Here is a 20,084-nt window from a genome sequence, read left to right on the forward strand (position 1 = left end):
TGCATGACCCCCACCTCCCCTTACGCGCTCATCCTGGACGACCATCCACTCGTGGCGCACGGCATGGCCGAGTTCCTGCGCGCACGCCTGCCACAGATGGAGGTGGTAGAGGCCGCAGGGGCGGACGATCTTCTGCGCTGGGTGGAAATGCGGGGCACACCGGCCATCGCGCTCATTGACTTCTGGCTGGCGGAAGGCGCTGCCGTGGGCCTGATCGCCCAGGTGCGCAGCCACTGCCCCGGGATGCCCATCGCCGTGATCAGCGGCGACGATGACCCCGCCGTGATGGAGCAGGCCCGGCAGGCAGGCGCACAAGGCTTCATCCACAAACAAGCAGCGCCTGAGACCTTTGGTCTGGCGGTGGAAGCCTTGCTGAGCGGGCTGGTCTGGTTTGAGCCGGGCCTGCAGGGCAGCCAGCCGCCGCGCAGCCGCGATCTGCCGGTGACCCCGGCCGAGCTGGGGTTGTCCACCCGCCAGGGCCAGATCCTCGCGCTGGTGCTGCAGGGGCTGCCCAACAAGCGCATCGCCTTGCAGCTGGACATTGCCGAGAGCACCGTGAAGGAGCACGTGACGGGCATCCTGGAGCGGCTGCGGGTGCGCACGCGGGTCGAGGCCATCACGCTGTTGCGCGGCCGGCGGCTGGAGCTGTCCTGATGCGCCTTGTCCGGGCCGTGGTGCTGGTCGCGGCCTTGTGCCTGCAGACGGCACTGCCCGCAGGGGCGCAGGTACCGAACCCGGACCTGGCAGAGCTGGACCGGCTGCAGACCCTGTCGCAACGCAACAGCGCCGAAGCCGTGCAGGCGCTGCAGGCCGCCGCCACCCGCTTTGCCAACGCGGCCGATGTCGCGACCCGGCGCACCTACCTGGCGGCGCTGACGGACGCAGCCTTCGAGACCGGGCAGGCTGCGGTGGTGACCGAGGGCATAGCGCAACTGAAAGCGCTTGCGGCTGCGCACAGCGATGCCTCGACGCAGGTGCTGGCCACCTGCTTCGAGGCCCGGCAATGGGCCGTGGCGGGCAAGACACGCGCCGGGCTGGACGCCCTGGCGCGCGAAGCGGGCGCGGCGGAGCAGGTGCCCGACCCCTGGGTGCGCTGGCTCTACCACCTGACGCTGGGTGCCCTGCACAGCAGCAACGGCCAGTTCGAAGCGGCGATGACCCACCTGCTGCGCAGCCTGGAACTCTCGCGCACGCTGCCGCGCCAAGCAGCCACATCCGAGCTGCGGTCGCGCACCCACCTGGAGCTGCTGCACTTCGACATGAAGAACCCCGACCGCGCGCTGCAGACCATTCGCGAGACGCTGCCGCTGGCCGAAAAGCTGGGCGCCCAGCAGGCGCTGGGCTGGCTGCACCTGCACCGTGGCAATGTGGAAAACGTGCAGGGCAACCTCGACACCGCCGTGACCGCCTACCGGCAGTCCCTGCAGATCGCCCGCGCCGGCGGGCTCACCGGGCTCCAGGCCACGGCGCTGAACAATCTGGGCGACGTCCTGCTGCAGCGCAAGGCCTATGCCGCGGCCGAGCCCGTGATGCGCGAGGCCCTGGCAGCGTACCGCGACGCGCACGAGCTGAACGGGGCCGCAATGGCGCAGGCCAACCTGGGCTTTGCGCTGATGGGCCAGGGCCGCATTGCGGCTGGCGTGCATGAGGTGGAGGCGGGCATTCGGTTTGTGCATGAAGCAGGCTCCCTGCCCATGGAAGAGCAGCTGCTGGGCGAGCTCTCGCGCATGTACGAGCAAGCCGGCCTGTACCGCGAAGCCGTGGCCACCACGCGCAAGCAGCAGGCGCTGGCCAAGGAGCTGTTCCACACCGAGCGCGACCAGGCCGTGGCCGCGCTGCAGGAGCGCTTTGACAGCGCTGAACGGCTGCGCCAGATCGAGCAGCTGGCGCAGGCCAATCGGGTGCAGGATGCCGAGCTGCGTGTGCGGCGCATGCAGCAGATCGGCCTGGCCGCCACGGTGGCGCTGGCCCTGCTGGCGGCGGGCGCCAGCTTTTGGCAGTACCGTCGCACCCGCACGGCCAACGCGGCCCTGGCGGCAGCCCGGCGGCAGGCCGAAGGCGCACTGGCCGAGAAGAACCTGTTCCTCGCCACCGCCAGCCACGACCTGCGCCAGCCCGTGCATGCCATGTCGCTGATGGTCGAGGCGATCAGCCTGCGCAACAGCGACCCGGTTCTTCGCCCCCTGGTTGCCGACCTGCGCAACAGCATGCAGGCCATGAACCAGCTGTTCAACGCGCTGCTGGACCTGGCCCGCCTGGAATCCGGCCAGCCGCTGGGCACCAAGGGCGTGGTGGACCTGAGCGGGCTGCTCGTGGACGTGGTGCGCCTGTTCCGTGAGCAGGCCAGCCTCGGCGGGCTGGCCCTGCGGCTATGGGTGCCGCGTGGCGGAGCTACCGTGTGGGCAGAACCGGTGCTGCTGCGCCAGGCGCTGGCCAACCTGGTGCAGAACGCGATCCGCTACACGCCCCAAGGCAAGGTGCTGGTGAGCGTGCGGGCGCGCGGCAGCGACTGGCTGGTGGAAGTGCGGGACACCGGCGTCGGCATCACCGTGGCGGACCAGTACCGGGTGTTCAGCCCCTACTACCGAGGGGAGCGGGCGGACCAGATGAACGACGCCGGACACGGCCTGGGGCTGGCCGTGGTGGCGCGCTGCGCCGAACAGATGGGCGCCACCCACGGCCTGGTGTCGCAGGCGGGGCGGGGCTCATGCTTCTGGCTGCGGCTGCCGGCCCACACCGCTGCGGCTACTACGACGGCCGTGCCACCCGACCCGGTGGCCATACACCGCGACGAGACGGCAATGCGCCCGCTGCAAGGCCGCTGCCTGGTACTGGACGACGACCGCCAGGTGATCAAGGCCTGGCGCGCCATGCTGGAGGCCTGGGGCGTGACGGCGGCATACGCCACCACCACGGCCGAGGCGCACGCCCAGCTCGACGACGGGTTCGAGCCGGATGCCATCTTCTGCGACCAGCGGCTGCGCACGGGCGAGAGCGGCTTTGACGTGCTGCGCGCCCTGCTGGCCCGCTGCCCCGCTGCACGCGGCGCCATGGTCAGCGGCGAGCACAACGCGCCCGCCTTGCAGGATGCCGAGGACGAGGGCTACCTGGTGCTGCGCAAGCCGGTGAGCCCCGTGGAGTTGCACGCGGTGCTGGCCCAGTGGCTGGGCCCGCAGAAAAATCAATCAAAACAACCTTCAGCGCTCTACCAATAAGCGCTAGCAGCTATTTTTTTATAGTCTTCAGACGAATCAGGTAGCCATTGCCGCAACAAGGCGTGCAGCTGTCCCGGCGCCACCGGCTTGCGCAGCACCAGGTAGCCCTCTTCTTCCGCCTGGCGCAGCGCGGGCGAATCCCATTCACCGCTGACCATGGCCAGCGCGGCGTCAGGGCACAGTGCCTGCAGGCGCTGGAGCAAGGCGAACCCACTCTCGCCGGAGCGCAAACGCTGGTCGCAGAAGATGGCCTGCGGCGTGAAGCCCTGTTCCAGCCAACCCAGTGCCTCGGCACCATCGGCCGCGCAGCGCACCTGCACGCCCCAGTCCTGCAGCAATTGCTGCCAGCCTGCGGCCACCTGCGGGTCGTCCTCCACCACCAGGCAGCAGCCCTGCAGGCCGCCCTGGCGCGCCACGGTGGCGGGCGTTGGCGCAACGACCACTGCGCTGGACGTGGCAGGCGGCAGCCGCAGCCAGAACCGCGAGCCGCGCCCCAGGCGCGACACCAGGCCCAGAGGCGCATCCATCAGCTCGGCGCAGCGCGCCACCACAGCCAGGCCCAGGCCGTAGCCTGCATCGTCTGCCACGCGCGTCGAGGCACTGCGGGTGAAGGGCGAGAAGATCCGCTCGCGCTCCTCGGCTGCAACGCCGGGGCCGGTGTCCCACACCTCCACCTGCCAGTGCCCGGCGCGGCGGCGCACAGCCAGCAGCACGCCGCCACGCTGCGTGTACCGCAGCGCGTTGTGCACCAGGTTCACCACGCACTGGCGCAGCAGCATCGGGTCGGCCTGCACCCGGGCGCTGGCCGGTGGCGGGCGCAGGCGCAGCACCAGGCCCCGGGTGCGCGCAGATTCCCCCAGCAGCGTGGCGACTTCGCGCAGCAGCGGCGCTAGGGCCACCGCCTGGGGCCTTGCCTGCACGCCCCCCGCTTCGATGCGCGACAGGTCCAGCAGCGCATTGCACATCCATTGCAGCGACTGCACGCCCTGGCGCAGGTTCTGCAGCGTGGCATCCAGCGCCGGGTCCCGGTTGCGCAGCGCGATGGATTCGGCCAGCAGCCCCACGGCATGCACGGGCTGGCGCAGGTCGTGGCTGGCGGTGGCGAGGAACTGGTTCTTCACGGCCAGCGCCTGCTCGGCCTCGCCCTTGGCGGCACGGAACCGCTCCGTCAGGTCCACATTGCTCAGAAAGAACTGATGGCTGATGCTCGCATTGCGAAAGAACACGCCAAACGCCAGATGCATGGGCAACAGGTACGGCCAGTGACCGGGAAACACATAGGGCACCGACAACAGGCTGACCGCGTAGCTGGTGAAAAAGAACCGCTTGAAAACCACCAGCGCCGCCGACTGGTGCGCGGCATGCGCCGACACCACCAGCGTGGAGCCACAGATGAACACCACGCGCAGTTCAAAGGGCGTGTCGGGCCCAGCGGAGGCCGCAGAACTCATCACCAACGCGCCGTACAACGCAGCCAGCGCTTGCACACGAGGCAACCAAACGGCCAGCAGCGTTGCCGCATCGTGGCTGTCGCGCTGCTTCAGGGCCCGCTGCCACAGGCCCCAGACGCCCCACACAGCCCCCACCAGCAACAACGACGCCCCCCACCACAGCGTGATGCCAGGGGGCCACAAGCCCAGCGAATACAGCCAGGCCAAGCCCGGCAGCCCCAGCAGCGGCATGACAGTGCAGCCGTCGCGCACCCGCATGAAGCTGTTGCCCAACAACTGCAGCTGGGCGGCAGGTGCCAGGGTGTCCCAGGAGAGCACGCGTTCGGAGTTCATCGGGCCGATGTTGGCATCTTCCCGTACCAAACACCCCCTACTTTGGGAGGGTTGCGTGTTGACGCCGGCGCGTGGCAGCGCTTGGGGGTACGTCGGGTAGCGACCAGGGCATGGCTGTGTACGCATCTGCCGCGGCCCCACTCACGGCGCAACCGTCACCACCGCACGGAGGCAGCGGTCGCGGCGCCGACAATGGCGCCCAGCAGGCTCAGGCCAGCGCGCGCTGGATGATGATCTTCTGCACGTCGCTCGTGCCTTCGTAGATCTGGCACACACGCACGTCGCGGTAGATGCGCTCCACCGGGAAGTCGTTCACCACGCCGTAGCCGCCCAGCGTCTGGATGGCGGCGCTGCACACGCGCTCGGCCATTTCGCTGGCAAACAGCTTGGCCATGGCGGCTTCCTTCAGGCACGGGCGGCCTGCGTCGCGCAGCGCGGCGGCGTGCCAGATGAGCTGGCGCGCGGCTTCGATCTGCGTGGCGCAGTCGGCCAGGCGGAAGCCCACGGCCTGGTGGTTGAAGATGGCGGTGCCAAAGCTCTCGCGCTCCTTCGAATACGCCAGTGCCGCATCGAACGCGCTGCGCGCCATGCCCACGCTCTGCGCGGCAATGCCGATGCGCCCGCCTTCGAGCGCGCCCAGGGCGATCTTGTAGCCCTCGCCCTCGGCGCCGATGAGGTTCTCGGCCGGGATGCGGCAGTTGTCGAAGTTGATCTGCGCCGTGTCGCTGCTGTGCTGGCCCAGCTTGTCTTCCAGCCGCGCGACCACATAGCCGGGGTTGTTGGTGGGCACGAGGAAGGCGCTCATGCCCTTCTTGCCCGCGCCCTTGTCGGTCACGGCGATGACGATGGCCACATGGCCGTTCTTGCCACTGGTGATGAACTGCTTGACGCCGTTGATCACATATTCGTCGCCCTGCCTTACGGCGGTGGTGCGCAGTGCGGAGGCGTCGGACCCCACATGCGGCTCGGTCAGGCAGAAGGCGCCCAGCATTTCGCCGCGCGCCAGCGGCGTGAGCCAGTCGCGCTTTTGCTGTGCATTGCCATAACGCATGAGGATGGCGTTGACGGGGCAGTTGGTCACGCTGATGGCCGTGCTGGTGCCACCATCACCGGCGGCGATTTCTTCCAGCACCAGCGCCAGGGTCACGTAGTCCAGGTTGGCACCGCCGAACTCTTCGGGCACGCAGATGCCGTAGGCACCCAGTGCAGCCAGGCCCTGGTGCGCCTCTTTGGGGAAGTGGTGTTCCTTGTCCCAGCGCGCGGCGTGGGGCCACAACTGTTCTTGCGCAAAGTCGCGCACCGCGTCGCGGATCATTTCCTGGTCTTGGGTCAGCAGCATGTTGTCTCCTTGGGATCGTTCGGCGCCGGCAGGCTCTGGATGCCCAGGCACCTACCGGCGAGTCAACATGCAATTTTGCCCGCGTCTGCGGGCGCGCCCGCTAAGGGCGGGCGGACTACGTGCTCCTGCGTACCCGGGGGCTAGACCAGCGAGACCTTGCCGCTGGACAGCTCGTACACGCCCCCCACGGCGCGGATGGCGCCGCTGGCCATGCGCCCGGCCAGGAGGGGTTCGGAGGTGGTCAACCGGGCCACATTGAGCCGCACGTTCTGCTCGGTGGCGGCCACCAGCAAGTTGGCGGGCTGGCGGCGCTGCGCCGCCTCGACGGCCGGGCGGATGGCGTTGACCAGCCCCGGCAGATGGCCGGGCAGCTGGGTGCCCTCCTGCACCACCTTGATGGCGGCGGAAACAGCGCCGCAGTTGCTGTGCCCGAGCACGAGAATGAGCGGCACCTGCAGAACCTCGATCGCGTATTCCATGCTGGCCAGCGCATCGTCGTTCAGGAAGTTGCCCGCCAGCCGCACCACGAACAGATCGCCGGGCCCCTGGTCAAACGCCAGCTCGGGCGCAATGCGCGAATCCGCGCAGCTCAGGATGGCCGCAAAGGGCCGCTGCCCGGTGGTGCGCGCCACCCGGCCCACCGAAAAGTCGCGCTGCGTGGAACGGCCCGCCACGTAGCGGGCATTGCCCTGCACCAGCCGCGCAAGCGCTGCGTCGGGGCCGATGCGGTTGTCGGGCAAAGGGGTGTCTGCAGCCAGCACGCGGGCGCTGGAGGCCAGGGCAGCCAAGGCTGCGGCACCGCCCAGAAGGCGGCGGCGGGACGGCGCAAGCGCCGCCGGGGTAGCAAGACAATCACACATTTTTTGGACTCCCGGTTGGGTTGCATGGAGCTGGCCCTCTCTTTAGCCAGCCCGCGCAGGAAGCCGTTTTCAGGCAGCCAGCGCCACGCAATTTTGCGGATCCACTCCACCGGGCGCCAGTCCAAATCTTGCATCGATCCGGCAGCCTGATAGCCGCAAGGCTACCAGTGCGTGGCGCGGCGCCCGTCGTGGTGCAGCAGGCGGCCTTTGTCGGCGGCCGTGACGCCCGCCACGGTGGCGCGCAGGCCGCGCACGCTGTCCTGCACGGTCAGCGCAGCGCCTTCGCCGCCCATGTCCGTCTGCACCCAGCCGGGGTCGATGGTGATGAGGGTGGCGTTCGGGTAGTCGTGTTGGGCGGATGCGATGGCCATGTTCAGCGCCGCCTTGCTGGTGCGGTACAGCCAGGAGCCGCTGTTGGGAACGCTGCCAATCTGCGACATGGACGAGGACAAGAAAGCGAACACGCCCTGCGCGTCGGCCACCAGGGGCGCGACCTGCGGCAGTGTCTGCATGGCGCCCAGCACGTTGGTGTGCATCACGGCATCGAAGTCCTGCTGGGTGGGCGGCGTGAGCGCATTGGGGCGGCGGATGACACCGGCCACATACCAGGCGGTCTCGATCTTTTCGCCGTCCAGTTGCCAAGCCAGCCCGCTGACGCTGGCAGGGTTGGCCACGTCCACGGTCAACACCTCGGCGCCCAGGGCCTGTAGCCGCTCGCGGCCCGCATCGTCGCGCACGGTAGCGATGACGCGGCGGCCCGCCTCGGTGTACTGGCGCACGAGCTCCAGCCCAATGCCACGCGATGCGCCGATGACCAATATGGATTTCATAGAGGGAATTTGAATGAAGTTGAGCTCTAGCGCTTATCCATCAAGCGCTGAAAGCTATCAAAACAGAAGTATTCAACATCAATCCCCTCAAGCGTCGCCGAGTTGCTGCTCTTGCGCCAGTTGGGCGCGGTAGCGCTGCAGCATCGCCACTTGCGACTCGGGCTCGGTCGCAAGGCCCATCTGGTCGTGAATCATCTGGCCCATGGTGGGCAGTTGCGCGCGGTCCACCTGCGCATCGGCGGACCACAGCCGCGAGCGCATGAAGGCCTTGGAGCAGTGCAGGTACGCCTCGGCCACACGCACTTCGATCACGATCTTGGGGCGCTGGCGCTCGGCCGTGAAGAAGTCGGTGTACAACGCTTCGTCGCGCAGGCGTGCGGTGCCATTCACCCGCAGGGTTTCATCCACACCCGGGATCATGAACAGCAGGCCGATGCGCGGGTCACTCAGCAGGTTGGTCAGGGTATCGAGCCGGTTGTTGCCGCCCGCATCGGGCAACAGCAGGGTGTGGGGATCGGGTGACTTCACAAAGCCCGGCGCACCGCCGCGCGGCGAGGCATCGAGCAGCGCACCATCGGCGCCACCACTGGCCACCACGCAGAACGGCGACAGGGCAATGAAGCGCTGGCAGTGCCCATCCAGCTGCGGTTGTTGCTTGCGCAGGGCCCGCTCGCCGGGGGCTGCGTACAGGGTGCGCAATTGTTCGAGCGTTTCGATCATGGTGTGGCCTGCAAGGGGTTGAAAGAGTTCACGGGCAATGCACGGCAAACTCGAAATAGCCTGACCATGCGGGATCAAACGCGAAGGTCAGCTCCAGCGATTCGGCCTCATCGCGCAGCAGCAAAGGTGCGAGCGTCTGCATGGCCAGCTGCTTGTCGCCCACGTAATACACGGCCTTGCGGCGCCCCGCGCGGGTCAGTGTGTAGGCCATGATGCCCAGCTGCGGCAGCGCGAGCAGCGTGGCTGCCTGGTCCTGCAGGTCTTGCACGGCGGCCAGCTGATCGCGGTTGCCCACGGCCAGGTCCAGGGTCAGCGCGTAGGCCAGATCGGCGCGCATGGCCACGGGGTTGGCACTGCGGTTGACCATGACAATGGCCTTGTCTTCAGCCTCGTCACCGCTGCCATCCTCATCGTCCTGCCCGCCAAACGACAAGGTCATGCCCGACCAGTCGTGCTCGCCCGCAGGGAAGTCGCTGGTGCGGCCCAGGGTGTCCACCCAATAGCGGTCGAACACCGGCACAAACTGGCTCAGGGGCACCCAGGGTGCCAGCGGGTCGGAGGCTTCCTCCACAAAATCCACCGCGCCCACCTTGACGGCGAAGTCGTATTCGCCCAGAACATGGTCGAGCATGATGAACGCCATGTTGCGCGCGTGGTCCTGGTAGTCGCTGGGGATCTCGCGGCCAAAGCGGATCTCCAGCGCGGCCTGGCCATCGTCCTGTCCGCAGGCGACCAGCACCTCCGATGTGGACAGCTCAAAGCCCTCCATGCCGATGGGAAAGTCGGGCTGCGAGGTGCGCTCCCGGAACGCGCGCAACCGGTAGTTCTGCAGCACGGGTGCGGCAGCCACCACCTCCATCAGCAACGGAAAGTTGTCTATGCTGCCGTGGGCTGTGACGATGAGATCCACCACCGCATCGCTGTCGCCGCCAGACATCTCCAGCGCCAGGCCCCTCAGGTGACGCTCGATGAGCACGTTGGCCGACTCGACCCGCTCGCGCAGAGGCTGGGCCTGGAGCGATGCCTGGGCATCGACAAATTCACGCCAGAAGGTGGTGATCTCGGGAGATGGTGCGGTCATCGCGGTCCTTGTGAAGAGATGGGAATCATCCCATCCCTCTCCATCGTCAGACCAGTTCGAGCGCCACGGCCGTGGCCTCGCCGCCGCCGATGCACAGCGTGGCCAGGCCCTTGGTCAGGCCGCGCGCCTTGAGCGCGTACATCAGCGTCACCATGATGCGTGCACCGCTGGCGCCGATGGGGTGGCCCAAAGCGCAGGCGCCGCCGTTCACATTGACCTTGTCGTGGGGCAGGTCCAGCTCCTTCATCAGCGCCATGGGCACCACCGCGAAGGCTTCATTGATCTCCCACAGCTGCACATCGCCAACCTGCCAGCCGGCCTTGGCCAGCGCCTTCTGCGTGGCCCCCAACGGGGCAGTGGCGAACCACTCGGGCTCTTGCGCATGCGTGGCGTGGCTCACGATGCGGGCCAGGGGCTTGCAACCCAGCTTCTTCGCGGTGGATTCGCGCATCATCACCAGCGCGGCGGCGCCATCGTTGATGCTGGAACTGGACGCGGCGGTGATGGTGCCGTCCTTCTTGAAGGCGGGCTTGAGTGTGGCGATTTTTTCGAGCTTGACCTTGCCGGGGCCTTCGTCCACCGACACCACGGTCTCGCCCGCGCGGGTCTTGACGGTCACTGGGACGATCTCGGCCGCGAAAGCGCCGGACTCGGTGGCCGCCTTGGCGCGCTGCACGCTGGCGGTGGCAAACGCGTCCTGCTGCTCGCGGGTGAACTGGTACTTGGCGGCGCAGTCTTCGCCAAAGGTGCCCATGCTGCGGCCCGCTTCGTAAGCGTCTTCCAGGCCGTCGAGCATCATGTGATCAAAGATGCGGTCATGGCCCAGTCGGTAGCCGCCCCGGCCTTTTTGCAGCAGGTAGGGAGCGTTGGTCATGCTCTCCATGCCGCCTGCCACCATGACGTCGTGCGTGTCGGCCAGCAGCATGTCATGCGCCATCATCGCGGCCTTCATGCCCGATCCGCACATCTTGCTGAGCGTGACGGCGCCAGCGCCCTTGGGCAGGCCGCCCTTGAACGCCGCCTGGCGCGCGGGTGCCTGGCCCTGCCCAGCCATCAGGCAGTTGCCGAACAGCACTTCGCCCACGGCGTCAGGCGACACACCGGCACGCTCGATGGCGGCCTTGATGGCGGCGCCGCCCAGGTCGTGCGCGGCCAGGCTGGAAAAGTCGCCCTGCAGCGAGCCCATGGGGGTGCGTGCGGCGCCGACGATGACGATGGGGTCTTGGGTGGATGCAGACATGGTGATGGTCTCCTGTGAAATGGTTCGGATGAAATGTTGGGGAGGGGTGAATGCTGGGGGCTACCGGACTGCTGAGCCATGCGCAAAGCGCCGGTCTGTGTCGTAGGGAAAGACGTCAAACATGTGGCCCGCCCGGATGCGTTCCTGGTGCGACTGCCAGAAGGCAGCGTCGAGCAGATCGGCGTGGTGCTGCATGAACACCTCGCGCACGGCATCGTTGCCGAGCAGGAAGGGGCCGAAGGTTTCAGGGAACACATCGCGCGGGCCGACGCTGTACCAGACCTCGCCGCTCATTTCCTCTTCTTCATTGCGCGGCGTGGGCACGCGGCGGAAGTTGCAGTCGGTGAGGTATTCGATCTCGTCGTAGTCGTAGAACACAACCTTGCCGTTGCGCGTGACGCCAAAGTTCTTCCAGAGCATGTCGCCCGGGAAGATGTTGGCGGCCACGAGGTCCTTGATGGCGTTGCCGTATTCGATGACGCTGTGCTCCATCTGCTGGCGCGCGCGCGGGTCTGACAGGCCGGTGTCGAAGGCTTCCTGCAGGTAGATGTTGAGCGGGATCATGCGCCGCTCGATATACAGGTGCTTGATGATCACCTCCGTCTGGCCGTCGCCGTCGCGGTCGCTGATTTCGAGCTGGCTGGGGGCGAACTTCTCGATCTCGGCAATGAGGGCATCGTCGAACCGGCTGCGCGGAAAGGCCACCTCGCTGTATTCGAGCGTGTCGGCCATGCGGCCCACACGGTCGTGCTGCTTGACCAGCAGGTACTTGGCCTTGACCTGCTCGCGCGTGGTTTCCTTCTGGTGCGGGAAGTAGTCCTTGATGAGCTTGAACACGAAGGGAAAGCTCGGCAGGTCGAACACCAGCATCACCATGCCCTTGATGCCGGGCGCGATGCGGAACTGGTCGCTGGAGTGCTTCAGGTGGTACAGAAAGTCGCGGTAGAACAGCGTCTTGCCCTGCTTGGCCAGGCCCAGGGCGTTGTAGATCTCGGCCCGCGGCTTGCGCGGCATGAGGCTGCGCAGGAACTGCACGTAGGCGCTGGGCACCTCCATGTCGACCATGAAGTAGGCACGTGCGAAGCTGAACAGCATCTGCATGTCATCTTCGCCAAACAGGGCCGCGTCGATAAACAGCCTGCCGTTGTCGTCGTGCAGGATGGGCAGCGCAAACGGCACTTCGTTGAAGCCGTTGATGATCTTGCCCACGACATAGGCGCCTTTGTTGCGAAAGAACAGGCTGGTGAGCACCTGGATCTGGAAGTTGGCGCGCAGCCTCACTTTGTCGAGCCGGCCTCGCATAGCGCCCACCACGCAGGCGGTGTCTCGGCCCAAGTCCGCAAATTCACGCTGCAGCTGGAAGTTCTCGATGATGACCTGGAAGGTCTCGCCCAGCGTGTCTCGCGACGGGTAATAGGCGCGGTAGGTGGGGCGCGCTGCGGGCTCTTCGTTTTCGATGTATTCGGTACTGACCGCAGGCCGCACAAAGATGAAGTCGTTGTGGAAATGCGTGCGGTGCAGGATCTTGGTGGTGACCGAGTTGAAGAAGGTCTCGGCCAGTTCGGGCTGGTGGTGGTTGACCAAGAGGCCGATGTAGTGCAGCTTGACCTGGTGCCACACGTCCATGGGCTGTGCACCCGCCTCGAACTCTTTCTCTAACCTGCGCACACACTCTTTCACGCGCAGGTCGTAGAACTCGATACGCTCGCGCTGGGCCCGCTGCTGGCCGTGCCAGTCGCCGGTTTCAAAGCGGTGCTTGGCCCGCGCGGACTCGGTGCGGAACAACCGGTAGTGCCGGTTGAAGCCATCCATCATGGCCTTGGCAATGCCGTAGGCCTGGGGAGCGTCAAGCCGTTGCGGGAACATGGCGGGTGCTCTGCCGTTGAGGGGATGCGGTGGTTGGCTATTGCCTTTTGACGGCAGCCACACCGGCGATCGCGGCCTTGTACAGCGAGTCCAGGCCTTCGGTGCTGCCCACGGACATGTGCAGGTTGTTGATGAGACCATCCTTGAGCCCATAACACCAGCCGTGCAGCGTCACCTTCTGGCCCCGGCCCCAGGCGTCGAGCATCACCGTGGTCTGGGCAATGTTGACGACCTGCTCGATGGCATTGAGTTCGCACAACACGTCATGGCGCCACTCCGGGGCGGTGGCGGCAATCAGGTCACGGTGGCGGTCGCGCACATCCTGCACATGGCGGATCCAGTTGTCGGCCAGACCGACGCGCGTGCCCTCCAACGCCGCCAGCACGCCACCACAGCCGTAGTGCCCCACCACCATCAGGTGCTCGATGTGCAACTGATCCACCGCGTACTGGATGGTGGACAGGCAGTTCAGGTCGGTAGGCACCACAACGTTGGCCACATTGCGGTGCACAAACACTTCACCGGGCTCCAGGCCGGTAATCTGGTTGGCAGGCACCCGGCTGTCGGAGCAACCGATCCACATGTACTTGGGCTTTTGCTGCGCCAGCAGGCTGGTGAAAAAGCCGGGCCGCTCGCGCTCCATCTGGGCCGCCCAGGCGCGGTTGTGAACAAACAGGTCTTCGATGGAGGAGGGCATGTTGTCCTTGGGTCTCAATGATTAGATAGAAGCTCAGCAGGTTTCGGCAAACAGCTCACGGCCGATCAGCATGCGACGAATTTCGCTCGTGCCCGCACCAATCTCATACAGCTTGGCATCGCGCCAGAGGCGGCCCAGCGGGTATTCGTTGATGTAGCCGTTGCCACCATAAATCTGCACGCCTTCGCCCGCCATCCAGGTGGCCTTCTCGGCACACCAGAGGATCACGCTGGCGCAATCCTTGCGCACTTGGCGCACATGGTCGGTGCCGAGCATATCGAGGTTCTTGGCCACCGTGTAGGCAAACGATCGCCCCGCCTGCAGCACGGTGTACATGTCGGCCACCTTGCCCTGGATGAGCTGGAACTCGCCAATGCTCTGGCCGAACTGCTTGCGGTCGTGAATGTAAGGGATCACGTTGTCCATCACGGACTGCATGATGCCCAGCGGGCCACCGGTCAGCACCGCACGTTCGTAGTCCAGGCCACTCATGAGCACCTTCGCGCCCTGGTTCAGGCCACCGAGCACGTTCTCTGTGGGCACCTCGACGTCCTGGAACACCAGCTCGCCCGTATGGCTGCCGCGCATGCCCAGCTTGTCGAGCTTCTGCGCGATCGAAAAGCCCTTCATTCCCTTCTCGATCAGGAAGGCGGTCACGCCGCGCGCGCCCAACTCAGGCTCGGTCTTGGCATACACCACCAGGGTGTCTGCATCAGGGCCGTTAGTGATCCACATCTTGCTGCCATTGAGCACGTAGTAGCCGCCCTTGTCCTCGGCCTTGAGCTTCATGCTGATCACGTCGGAGCCCGCGCCGGGTTCGCTCATGGCCAGCGCGCCCACGTGTTCGCCGCTGATGAGCTTGGGCAGGTACTTGGCTTTTTGTGCCTCGCTGCCGTTGCGGTTGATCTGGTTCACGCACAGGTTGCTGTGGGCGCCATAAGACAAGCCCACCGAGGCGCTAGCGCGCGAGATTTCTTCCATGGCCACCATGTGGGCCAGGTAGCCCATGGCTGCGCCGCCGTATTGCTCGGGCACCGTGATGCCGAGTACGCCCAAGTCGCCCATCTTGCGCCACAGGTCCATGGGGAACTGGTCATTGCGGTCAATCTCCGCCGCGCGGGGGGCGATCTCAGCCTGTGCGAAGTCGCGCACGGCGTCGCGCAGGGCGTCGATGTCCTCGCCCAGTTGGAAGTTCAGGCCGGGAAGGTTGGCGGGAATGCTCATGGGGAATGTCTCCTCGTAAAAGGTAGGGAAATGGGCCGGATTCAGCCCTGAATGTTGTCGCGTCCTGTGACCGCCATGAGGGTGCACCCCATGGTGGCGATGAGTTTTTCTTGGCTGCCGTCGATGGCGAAAGCGCGGCCTTCGCACACGGTGATGGTGCGGCCGGGCTTCAGCACCCGCCCTTCCATGCGAAATCGCTCGCCCTTGGCGGGGGCCAGCAAATTGATCTTGAACTCGATGGTGAGCACGGCAGCGTCGGCCGCCATCAGGGTGAAACCGGCATATCCACACGCCGAATCCAGCGCTGTGGCCACCATGCCCGCATGGAGAAATCCGTGCTGCTGGGTCAGCCCGACCGCCCAAGGGAGTTCGATGTCCACAGCACCTGGCGCCACAAGGCCCAGCGAGGCGCCCAGGGTCTCCATGGCTCCCTGGCGCGCAAAACTGTCGCGCACGCGATCGGCAAAGTCAGCGCAACGCGGCTCAAGGGGGGGCGTGCTCACAACAGTCTCCTGATTTACGTTTACGTAAACGTCAATTATGAATCAATTTTGCTTTTCTACCTTGGCCAGCAGCGAGCGCGCCTCTTCTTCGTGCTCGCGCACCTCTTCCAGGTTGGCCTGCAAATCGGCCATCTGCTCTTCGAGCTGCTTGCGATGGACCACCAACACGTCGAGGAATTTGCGCAGCTGAACGCCCGTATCACGGGGGCTGTCATAAAGGTCAATGATCTCCTTGGCTTCCGTCAGTGACAGGCCCAGGCGCTTGGCCCGCAGCGTCAGGCGGAGCCGGGTGCGGTCGCGTGCGCTGTACACGCGGTTGCGTCCGGCAGATCCAGTGCGCTCAGGCTGCAGCAAGCCCATGTCTTCATAAAAACGGATCGCCCGGGTGGTGAGATCGAACTCTTTGGCAAGGTCGCTGATGGTGTAAGTATTGGCCATGGTGGGTGCTGCACACAGCAGTATCGGTTTCGCGCAGGAGACAGCCCGGTGGCGGCAGCTCCCTACAATGCATCGAATGCATGACGTTTACGTTAACGTCAATGCTAACCCATCACACCTTCGCCATGAACCCACTCGAACACCAGATCCACTACCCGCTGGGCGACGCGCTCCCTTCCGAGGGCGGCTCCATCGAGATCGGGCCGGGAGTCCACTGGATTCGCATGGGTCTTCCCTTTGCACTGGATCACATCAATCTGTGGCTGCTGCGCGACCGACAACTGGGCGCTGGCGGTGTCATGCTGGACGGGTGGACCGTGGTGGACTGCTGTATCGACAGTGCTGCGACCCGTGCGCAGTGGGAGCAGATTTTCGTGAACTGCCTGGGTGGCTTACCTATCTTGCGCGTCATCGTGACCCACATGCATCCAGACCATATCGGCTTGGCCCATTGGCTGTGCGAGCGATGGGATGTGCGCTTGTGGATCAGTGCCACCGACTACAACGTGGCTCGGGTCGCTGTCTATGACCCGCAAGGGTTTGGCGGAGAAGCGGGGGCGGACTTTTACGCGCTGCACGGTGCGCAAGACCCATCCTTTTTAGCCCATGTACGTGGGCGAGCATCGTATTTCCCGACCCTCGTGCCCGCGCTGCCCCCCCGCTTTCGCCGAATCATGGATGGAGACACGCTGGACATCGGGGGCCGGGCGTGGCGTTGCATCAGCGGCTACGGACACGCGCCCGAGCATATGGCGCTGTTTTGTGCTGAGTTGACCACCTTGATCAGCGGTGACATGGTGCTACCGCGCATCTCGACCAATGTTAGCGTCCATGCCAGCGAGCCCGAAGGCAATCCACTGCAGTTGTTCTTGACTTCGCTGTTGCGGTATCTGGATCTGCCGGAAAGCACATTGGTGCTCCCATCGCATGGCAAGCCGTTTATAGGCTTGGCCACACGCATTGCCCAATTGCAAGACCACCACCGGGAACGGCTCTCGGAGATCTTGCAAGCAGCCCATGATCGTTCCTTGAGCGCTGCAGATACTTTGCCGATTCTCTTTCAACGCAAGCTGGACACCCATCAGATGACTTTTGCCATGGGTGAGGCACTGGCGCATCTGCACCATCTGTGGATGGATGGGAAGTTGGAGCGCTTTCTCGACCAAGCCGGGGGGCAGAGATTTCGAGCACCGAACGGTGGATAGACGTATCCAATACCTCAACGACATGCGCTCATTGAGTGGCCAACGAATGCCAAGCCCAACCCCGCACGCGTATAAATGCTGATCAAGGCCTACAAGGCTTGTGAGATGTCGCGCACGCCTGGTCGGCACAAGCAGAGTGAGACGGGCTAGTTGGGCTGTTGAACCGGAACGCATAAAGCAATCCGCTGCACTTGATCCGTTTTTGGATCCCCCAAAGCAAAAAACCCCAGTCTTTATGAGACTGGGGTTTTCTGGGCTGTAAGAGCCTGACGATGACCTACTTTCACACGGGAACCCGCACTATCATCGGCGCAAAGTCGTTTCACTGTCCTGTTCGGGATGGGAAGGAGTGGTACCAACTTGCTATGGTCATCAGGCATAACTGGGTGCTGGGCTGTTCGAGGAACAGCTCGGCGAATTCATAGAGTTTGGAATCAGATTTTTGTGTTTTTTGACTGCGTCAACTTGGCATAACAATCTTTGAGCTTTTCACACATTCCTTACGGTTTGCATATTGGCTATCAAAGTTATAGGGTCAAGCCGCACGAGCAATTAGTATCAGTTAGCTTAACGCATTACTGCGCTTCCACACCTGACCTATCAACGTCCTGGTCTTGAACGACTCTTTAGGGGGCTCAAGGCCCCGGCAGATCTCATCTTGAAACGAGTTTCCCGCTTAGATGCTTTCAGCGGTTATCTCTTCCACACTTAGCTACTCGGCAATGCCACTGGCGTGACAACCGATACACCAGAGGTGTGTCCACTCCGGTCCTCTCGTACTAGGAGCAGGCTTCCTCAAATCTGCAGCGCCCACGGAAGATAGGGACCAAACTGTCTCACGACGTTTTAAACCCAGCTCACGTACCTCTTTAAATGGCGAACAGCCATACCCTTGGGACCGGCTACAGCCCCAGGATGAGATGAGCCGACATCGAGGTGCCAAACACCGCCGTCGATATGAACTCTTGGGCGGTATCAGCCTGTTATCCCCAGAGTACCTTTTATCCGTTGAGCGATGGCCCTTCCATACAGAACCACCGGATCACTATGTCCTGCTTTCGCATCTGCTCGACTTGTCAGTCTCGCAGTTAAGCACGCTTATGCCATTGCACTATCGTCACGATGTCCGACCGTAACTAGCGTACCTTCGAACTCCTCCGTTACGCTTTGGGAGGAGACCGCCCCAGTCAAACTGCCTACCATGCACTGTCCCCGATCCAGATAATGGACCTAGGTTAGAACCTCAAACACACCAGGGTGGTATTTCAACGTTGGCTCCATGAGATCTAGCGACCTCACTTCAAAGCCTCCCACCTATCCTACACAGATCTGTTCAAAGTCCAATACAAAGCTACAGTAAAGGTTCATGGGGTCTTTCCGTCTTTCCGCGGGGAGATTGCATCATCACAAACATTTCAACTTCGCTGAGTCTCAGGAGGAGACAGTGTGGCCATCGTTACGCCATTCGTGCAGGTCGGAACTTACCCGACAAGGAATTTCGCTACCTTAGGACCGTTATAGTTACGGCCGCCGTTTACTGGGACTTCAATCAAGAGCTTGCACCCCATCATTTAATCTTCCAGCACCGGGCAGGCGTCACACCCTATACGTCCACTTTCGTGTTTGCAGAGTGCTGTGTTTTTATTAAACAGTCGCAGCCACCGATTTTTTGCAACCCCGTTGGGCTCGCCTTGTACAGGTTCACCTACTTGGGGCATACCTTCTCCCGAAGTTACGGTATCAATTTGCCGAGTTCCTTCTCCTGAGTTCTCTCAAGCGCCTTAGAATACTCATCTCGCGCACCAGTGTCGGTTTGCGGTACGGTCGTCAATAGCTGAAGCTTAGTGGCTTTTCCTGGAAGCAGGGTATCACTCACTTCGTCTGCAAGCAGACTCGTTATCACCCCTCATCTAAGCCCGGCGGATTTGCCTACCAGGCACGACTACAGGCTTGAACCAACATATCCAACAGTTGGCTGAGCTAACCTTCTCCGTCCCCACATCGCACTATTGATCGGTACAGGAATATTGACCTGTTTCCCATCAGCTACGCATCTCTGCCTCGCCTTAGGGGCCGACTCACTCTACGCCGATGAACGTTGCGTAGAAAACCTTGCGCTTACGGCGAGGGGGCTTTTCACCCCCTTTAACGCTACTCATGTCAGCATTCGCACTTCTGATACCTCCAGCATCCGTTACCAGACACCTTCACAGGCCTACAGAACGCTCTCCTACCACGTGCAATAAATTGCACATCCGCAGCTTCGGTAACTGGCTTAGCCCCGTTACATCTTCCGCGCAGGACGACTCGATCAGTGAGCTATTACGCTTTCTTTAAATGATGGCTGCTTCTAAGCCAACATCCTGACTGTTTTAGCCTTCCCACTTCGTTTCCCACTTAGCCAATTTTAGGGACCTTAGCTGGCGGTCTGGGTTGTTTCCCTCTTGAGTCCGGACGTTAGCACCCGGTGCTCTGTCTCCCAAGCTGTACTCGTCGGTATTCGGAGTTTGCATAGGTTTGGTAAGTCGCCATGACCCCCTAGCCTAAACAGTGCTCTACCCCCGACGGTAATACTTGAGGCACTACCTAAATAGTTTTCGGAGAGAACCAGCTATTTCCAAGTTTGTTTAGCCTTTCACCCCTATCCACAGCTCATCCGCTAGTTTTGCAACACTAGTCGGTTCGGACCTCCAGTACCTGTTACGGCACCTTCATCCTGGCCATGGATAGATCACTTGGTTTCGGGTCTACACCCAGCGACTGATTCGCCCTATTCGGACTCGATTTCTCTACGGCTTCCCTATTCGGTTAACCTTGCCACTGAATGTAAGTCGCTGACCCATTATACAAAAGGTACGCAGTCACCCTTGCGGGCTCCTACTTTTTGTAAGCATGCGGTTTCAGGATCTATTTCACTCCCCTCCCGGGGTTCTTTTCGCCTTTCCCTCACGGTACTGGTTCACTATCGGTCGATTACGAGTATTTAGCCTTGGAGGATGGTCCCCCCATATTCAGACAGGATTTCTCGTGTCCCGCCCTACTTTTCTCTAGCTTAGTACCACACGTCTGTTTTCGCATACAG

Annotated in this window: 15 protein-coding genes and 2 rRNA genes (1 of these 17 only partly in view); 3 read left to right on the forward strand and 14 right to left on the reverse strand. The window is 63.5% G+C overall.

Translation table 11 applies throughout. From position 1 onward, the window contains the following. Positions 1 to 3: 3 nt before the first annotated feature. The gene (locus ACT89O_RS21165) at positions 4 to 654 is read left to right on the forward strand and encodes a LuxR C-terminal-related transcriptional regulator (protein ID WP_487261106.1); all 651 of its coding nucleotides are present in this window, start codon (positions 4 to 6) and stop codon (positions 652 to 654) included. Next, the gene (locus tag ACT89O_RS21170) at positions 654 to 3,215 is read left to right on the forward strand and encodes a tetratricopeptide repeat-containing sensor histidine kinase (RefSeq protein ID WP_487261107.1); all 2,562 of its coding nucleotides are present in this window, start codon (positions 654 to 656) and stop codon (positions 3,213 to 3,215) included. The genes ACT89O_RS21165 and ACT89O_RS21170 overlap by 1 nt, the downstream gene beginning before the upstream one ends. Here ACT89O_RS21170 and ACT89O_RS21175 read toward each other — a convergent pair. The 12 genes from ACT89O_RS21175 to ACT89O_RS21230 all read right to left on the reverse strand — a co-directional run bounded on the left by ACT89O_RS21175 (position 3,206) and on the right by ACT89O_RS21230 (position 15,797). Further along, complete coding sequence (locus ACT89O_RS21175; protein WP_487261108.1) at positions 3,206 to 4,999, reverse strand: ATP-binding response regulator; 1,794 nt, start codon at positions 4,997 to 4,999, stop codon at positions 3,206 to 3,208. The genes ACT89O_RS21170 and ACT89O_RS21175 overlap by 10 nt on opposite strands. 208 nt (positions 5,000 to 5,207) lie before the next feature. Continuing rightward, positions 5,208 to 6,338: an acyl-CoA dehydrogenase family protein gene (locus tag ACT89O_RS21180; protein ID WP_487261109.1), complete on the reverse strand. Its 1,131-nt coding sequence runs from the start codon at positions 6,336 to 6,338 to the stop codon at positions 5,208 to 5,210. 140 nt (positions 6,339 to 6,478) lie between these two features. Continuing rightward, positions 6,479 to 7,198 (reverse strand): carbonic anhydrase, encoded by a 720-nt coding sequence (locus ACT89O_RS21185; RefSeq protein WP_218301607.1) that lies wholly within the window; start codon positions 7,196 to 7,198, stop codon positions 6,479 to 6,481. A 161-nt stretch (positions 7,199 to 7,359) separates the two neighbouring features. Beyond that, a complete protein-coding gene (locus ACT89O_RS21190) occupies positions 7,360 to 8,028 on the reverse strand; it encodes an SDR family oxidoreductase (protein WP_487261110.1) in 669 nt (222 codons plus the stop codon). Positions 8,029 to 8,115: 87 nt separating this feature from the next. After that, positions 8,116 to 8,748: a pyridoxamine 5'-phosphate oxidase family protein gene (locus ACT89O_RS21195; RefSeq protein WP_487261111.1), complete on the reverse strand. Its 633-nt coding sequence runs from the start codon at positions 8,746 to 8,748 to the stop codon at positions 8,116 to 8,118. A gap of 28 nt (positions 8,749 to 8,776) precedes the next feature. Continuing rightward, on the reverse strand, positions 8,777 to 9,829 hold the full coding sequence (locus ACT89O_RS21200) for a DUF695 domain-containing protein (RefSeq protein ID WP_431150836.1): 1,053 nt from the start codon (positions 9,827 to 9,829) through the stop codon (positions 8,777 to 8,779). A 46-nt stretch (positions 9,830 to 9,875) separates the two neighbouring features. Further along, the gene (locus ACT89O_RS21205; protein WP_228896005.1) at positions 9,876 to 11,069 is read right to left on the reverse strand and encodes an acetyl-CoA C-acyltransferase; all 1,194 of its coding nucleotides are present in this window, start codon (positions 11,067 to 11,069) and stop codon (positions 9,876 to 9,878) included. 60 nt (positions 11,070 to 11,129) lie between these two features. Next, the gene (gene aceK, locus ACT89O_RS21210) at positions 11,130 to 12,935 is read right to left on the reverse strand and encodes a bifunctional isocitrate dehydrogenase kinase/phosphatase (RefSeq protein WP_121421266.1); all 1,806 of its coding nucleotides are present in this window, start codon (positions 12,933 to 12,935) and stop codon (positions 11,130 to 11,132) included. A gap of 37 nt (positions 12,936 to 12,972) precedes the next feature. After that, the gene (gene can / locus ACT89O_RS21215) at positions 12,973 to 13,632 is read right to left on the reverse strand and encodes a carbonate dehydratase (protein WP_121421267.1); all 660 of its coding nucleotides are present in this window, start codon (positions 13,630 to 13,632) and stop codon (positions 12,973 to 12,975) included. A 33-nt stretch (positions 13,633 to 13,665) separates the two neighbouring features. Next, the gene (locus ACT89O_RS21220; RefSeq protein ID WP_487261112.1) at positions 13,666 to 14,856 is read right to left on the reverse strand and encodes an isovaleryl-CoA dehydrogenase; all 1,191 of its coding nucleotides are present in this window, start codon (positions 14,854 to 14,856) and stop codon (positions 13,666 to 13,668) included. A gap of 41 nt (positions 14,857 to 14,897) precedes the next feature. Continuing rightward, positions 14,898 to 15,359: a PaaI family thioesterase gene (locus ACT89O_RS21225; RefSeq protein ID WP_487261113.1), complete on the reverse strand. Its 462-nt coding sequence runs from the start codon at positions 15,357 to 15,359 to the stop codon at positions 14,898 to 14,900. A gap of 42 nt (positions 15,360 to 15,401) precedes the next feature. Continuing rightward, entirely contained in the window at positions 15,402 to 15,797 is a 396-nt protein-coding gene (locus tag ACT89O_RS21230; RefSeq protein WP_121421270.1) for a MerR family transcriptional regulator, read from the reverse strand. A 125-nt stretch (positions 15,798 to 15,922) separates the two neighbouring features. Between ACT89O_RS21230 and ACT89O_RS21235 the strand changes: the two genes are divergently transcribed. Continuing rightward, positions 15,923 to 17,002: an MBL fold metallo-hydrolase gene (locus tag ACT89O_RS21235; protein WP_487261114.1), complete on the forward strand. Its 1,080-nt coding sequence runs from the start codon at positions 15,923 to 15,925 to the stop codon at positions 17,000 to 17,002. A 264-nt stretch (positions 17,003 to 17,266) separates the two neighbouring features. Here the strand turns inward: ACT89O_RS21235 and rrf are convergent. Both rrf and ACT89O_RS21245 read right to left on the reverse strand, forming a co-directional pair. Beyond that, positions 17,267 to 17,379, reverse strand: a 5S ribosomal RNA gene (rrf, locus tag ACT89O_RS21240). 154 nt (positions 17,380 to 17,533) lie between these two features. Next, a 23S ribosomal RNA gene (locus ACT89O_RS21245) occupies positions 17,534 to 20,084 on the reverse strand; it runs 328 nt beyond the window's last position.

It is taken from the genome of Acidovorax sp. NN32 (assembly GCF_057597245.1).

Excerpts from the sequence above, each read along its gene's own strand:
- ACT89O_RS21165 (WP_487261106.1), top strand. The coding sequence starts at position 4 with ATGACCCCCACCTCCCCTTACGCGCTCATCCTGGACGACCATCCACTC.
- ACT89O_RS21170 (WP_487261107.1), top strand. The coding sequence starts at position 654 with ATGCGCCTTGTCCGGGCCGTGGTGCTGGTCGCGGCCTTGTGCCTGCAG.
- ACT89O_RS21175 (WP_487261108.1), bottom strand. The coding sequence starts at position 4,999 with ATGAACTCCGAACGCGTGCTCTCCTGGGACACCCTGGCACCTGCCGCC.
- ACT89O_RS21180 (WP_487261109.1), bottom strand. The coding sequence starts at position 6,338 with ATGCTGCTGACCCAAGACCAGGAAATGATCCGCGACGCGGTGCGCGAC.
- ACT89O_RS21185 (WP_218301607.1), bottom strand. The coding sequence starts at position 7,198 with ATGTGTGATTGTCTTGCTACCCCGGCGGCGCTTGCGCCGTCCCGCCGC.
- ACT89O_RS21190 (WP_487261110.1), bottom strand. The coding sequence starts at position 8,028 with ATGAAATCCATATTGGTCATCGGCGCATCGCGTGGCATTGGGCTGGAG.
- ACT89O_RS21195 (WP_487261111.1), bottom strand. The coding sequence starts at position 8,748 with ATGATCGAAACGCTCGAACAATTGCGCACCCTGTACGCAGCCCCCGGC.
- ACT89O_RS21200 (WP_431150836.1), bottom strand. The coding sequence starts at position 9,829 with ATGACCGCACCATCTCCCGAGATCACCACCTTCTGGCGTGAATTTGTC.
- ACT89O_RS21205 (WP_228896005.1), bottom strand. The coding sequence starts at position 11,069 with ATGTCTGCATCCACCCAAGACCCCATCGTCATCGTCGGCGCCGCACGC.
- aceK (WP_121421266.1), bottom strand. The coding sequence starts at position 12,935 with ATGTTCCCGCAACGGCTTGACGCTCCCCAGGCCTACGGCATTGCCAAG.
- can (WP_121421267.1), bottom strand. The coding sequence starts at position 13,632 with ATGCCCTCCTCCATCGAAGACCTGTTTGTTCACAACCGCGCCTGGGCG.
- ACT89O_RS21220 (WP_487261112.1), bottom strand. The coding sequence starts at position 14,856 with ATGAGCATTCCCGCCAACCTTCCCGGCCTGAACTTCCAACTGGGCGAG.
- ACT89O_RS21230 (WP_121421270.1), bottom strand. The coding sequence starts at position 15,797 with ATGGCCAATACTTACACCATCAGCGACCTTGCCAAAGAGTTCGATCTC.
- ACT89O_RS21235 (WP_487261114.1), top strand. The coding sequence starts at position 15,923 with ATGAACCCACTCGAACACCAGATCCACTACCCGCTGGGCGACGCGCTC.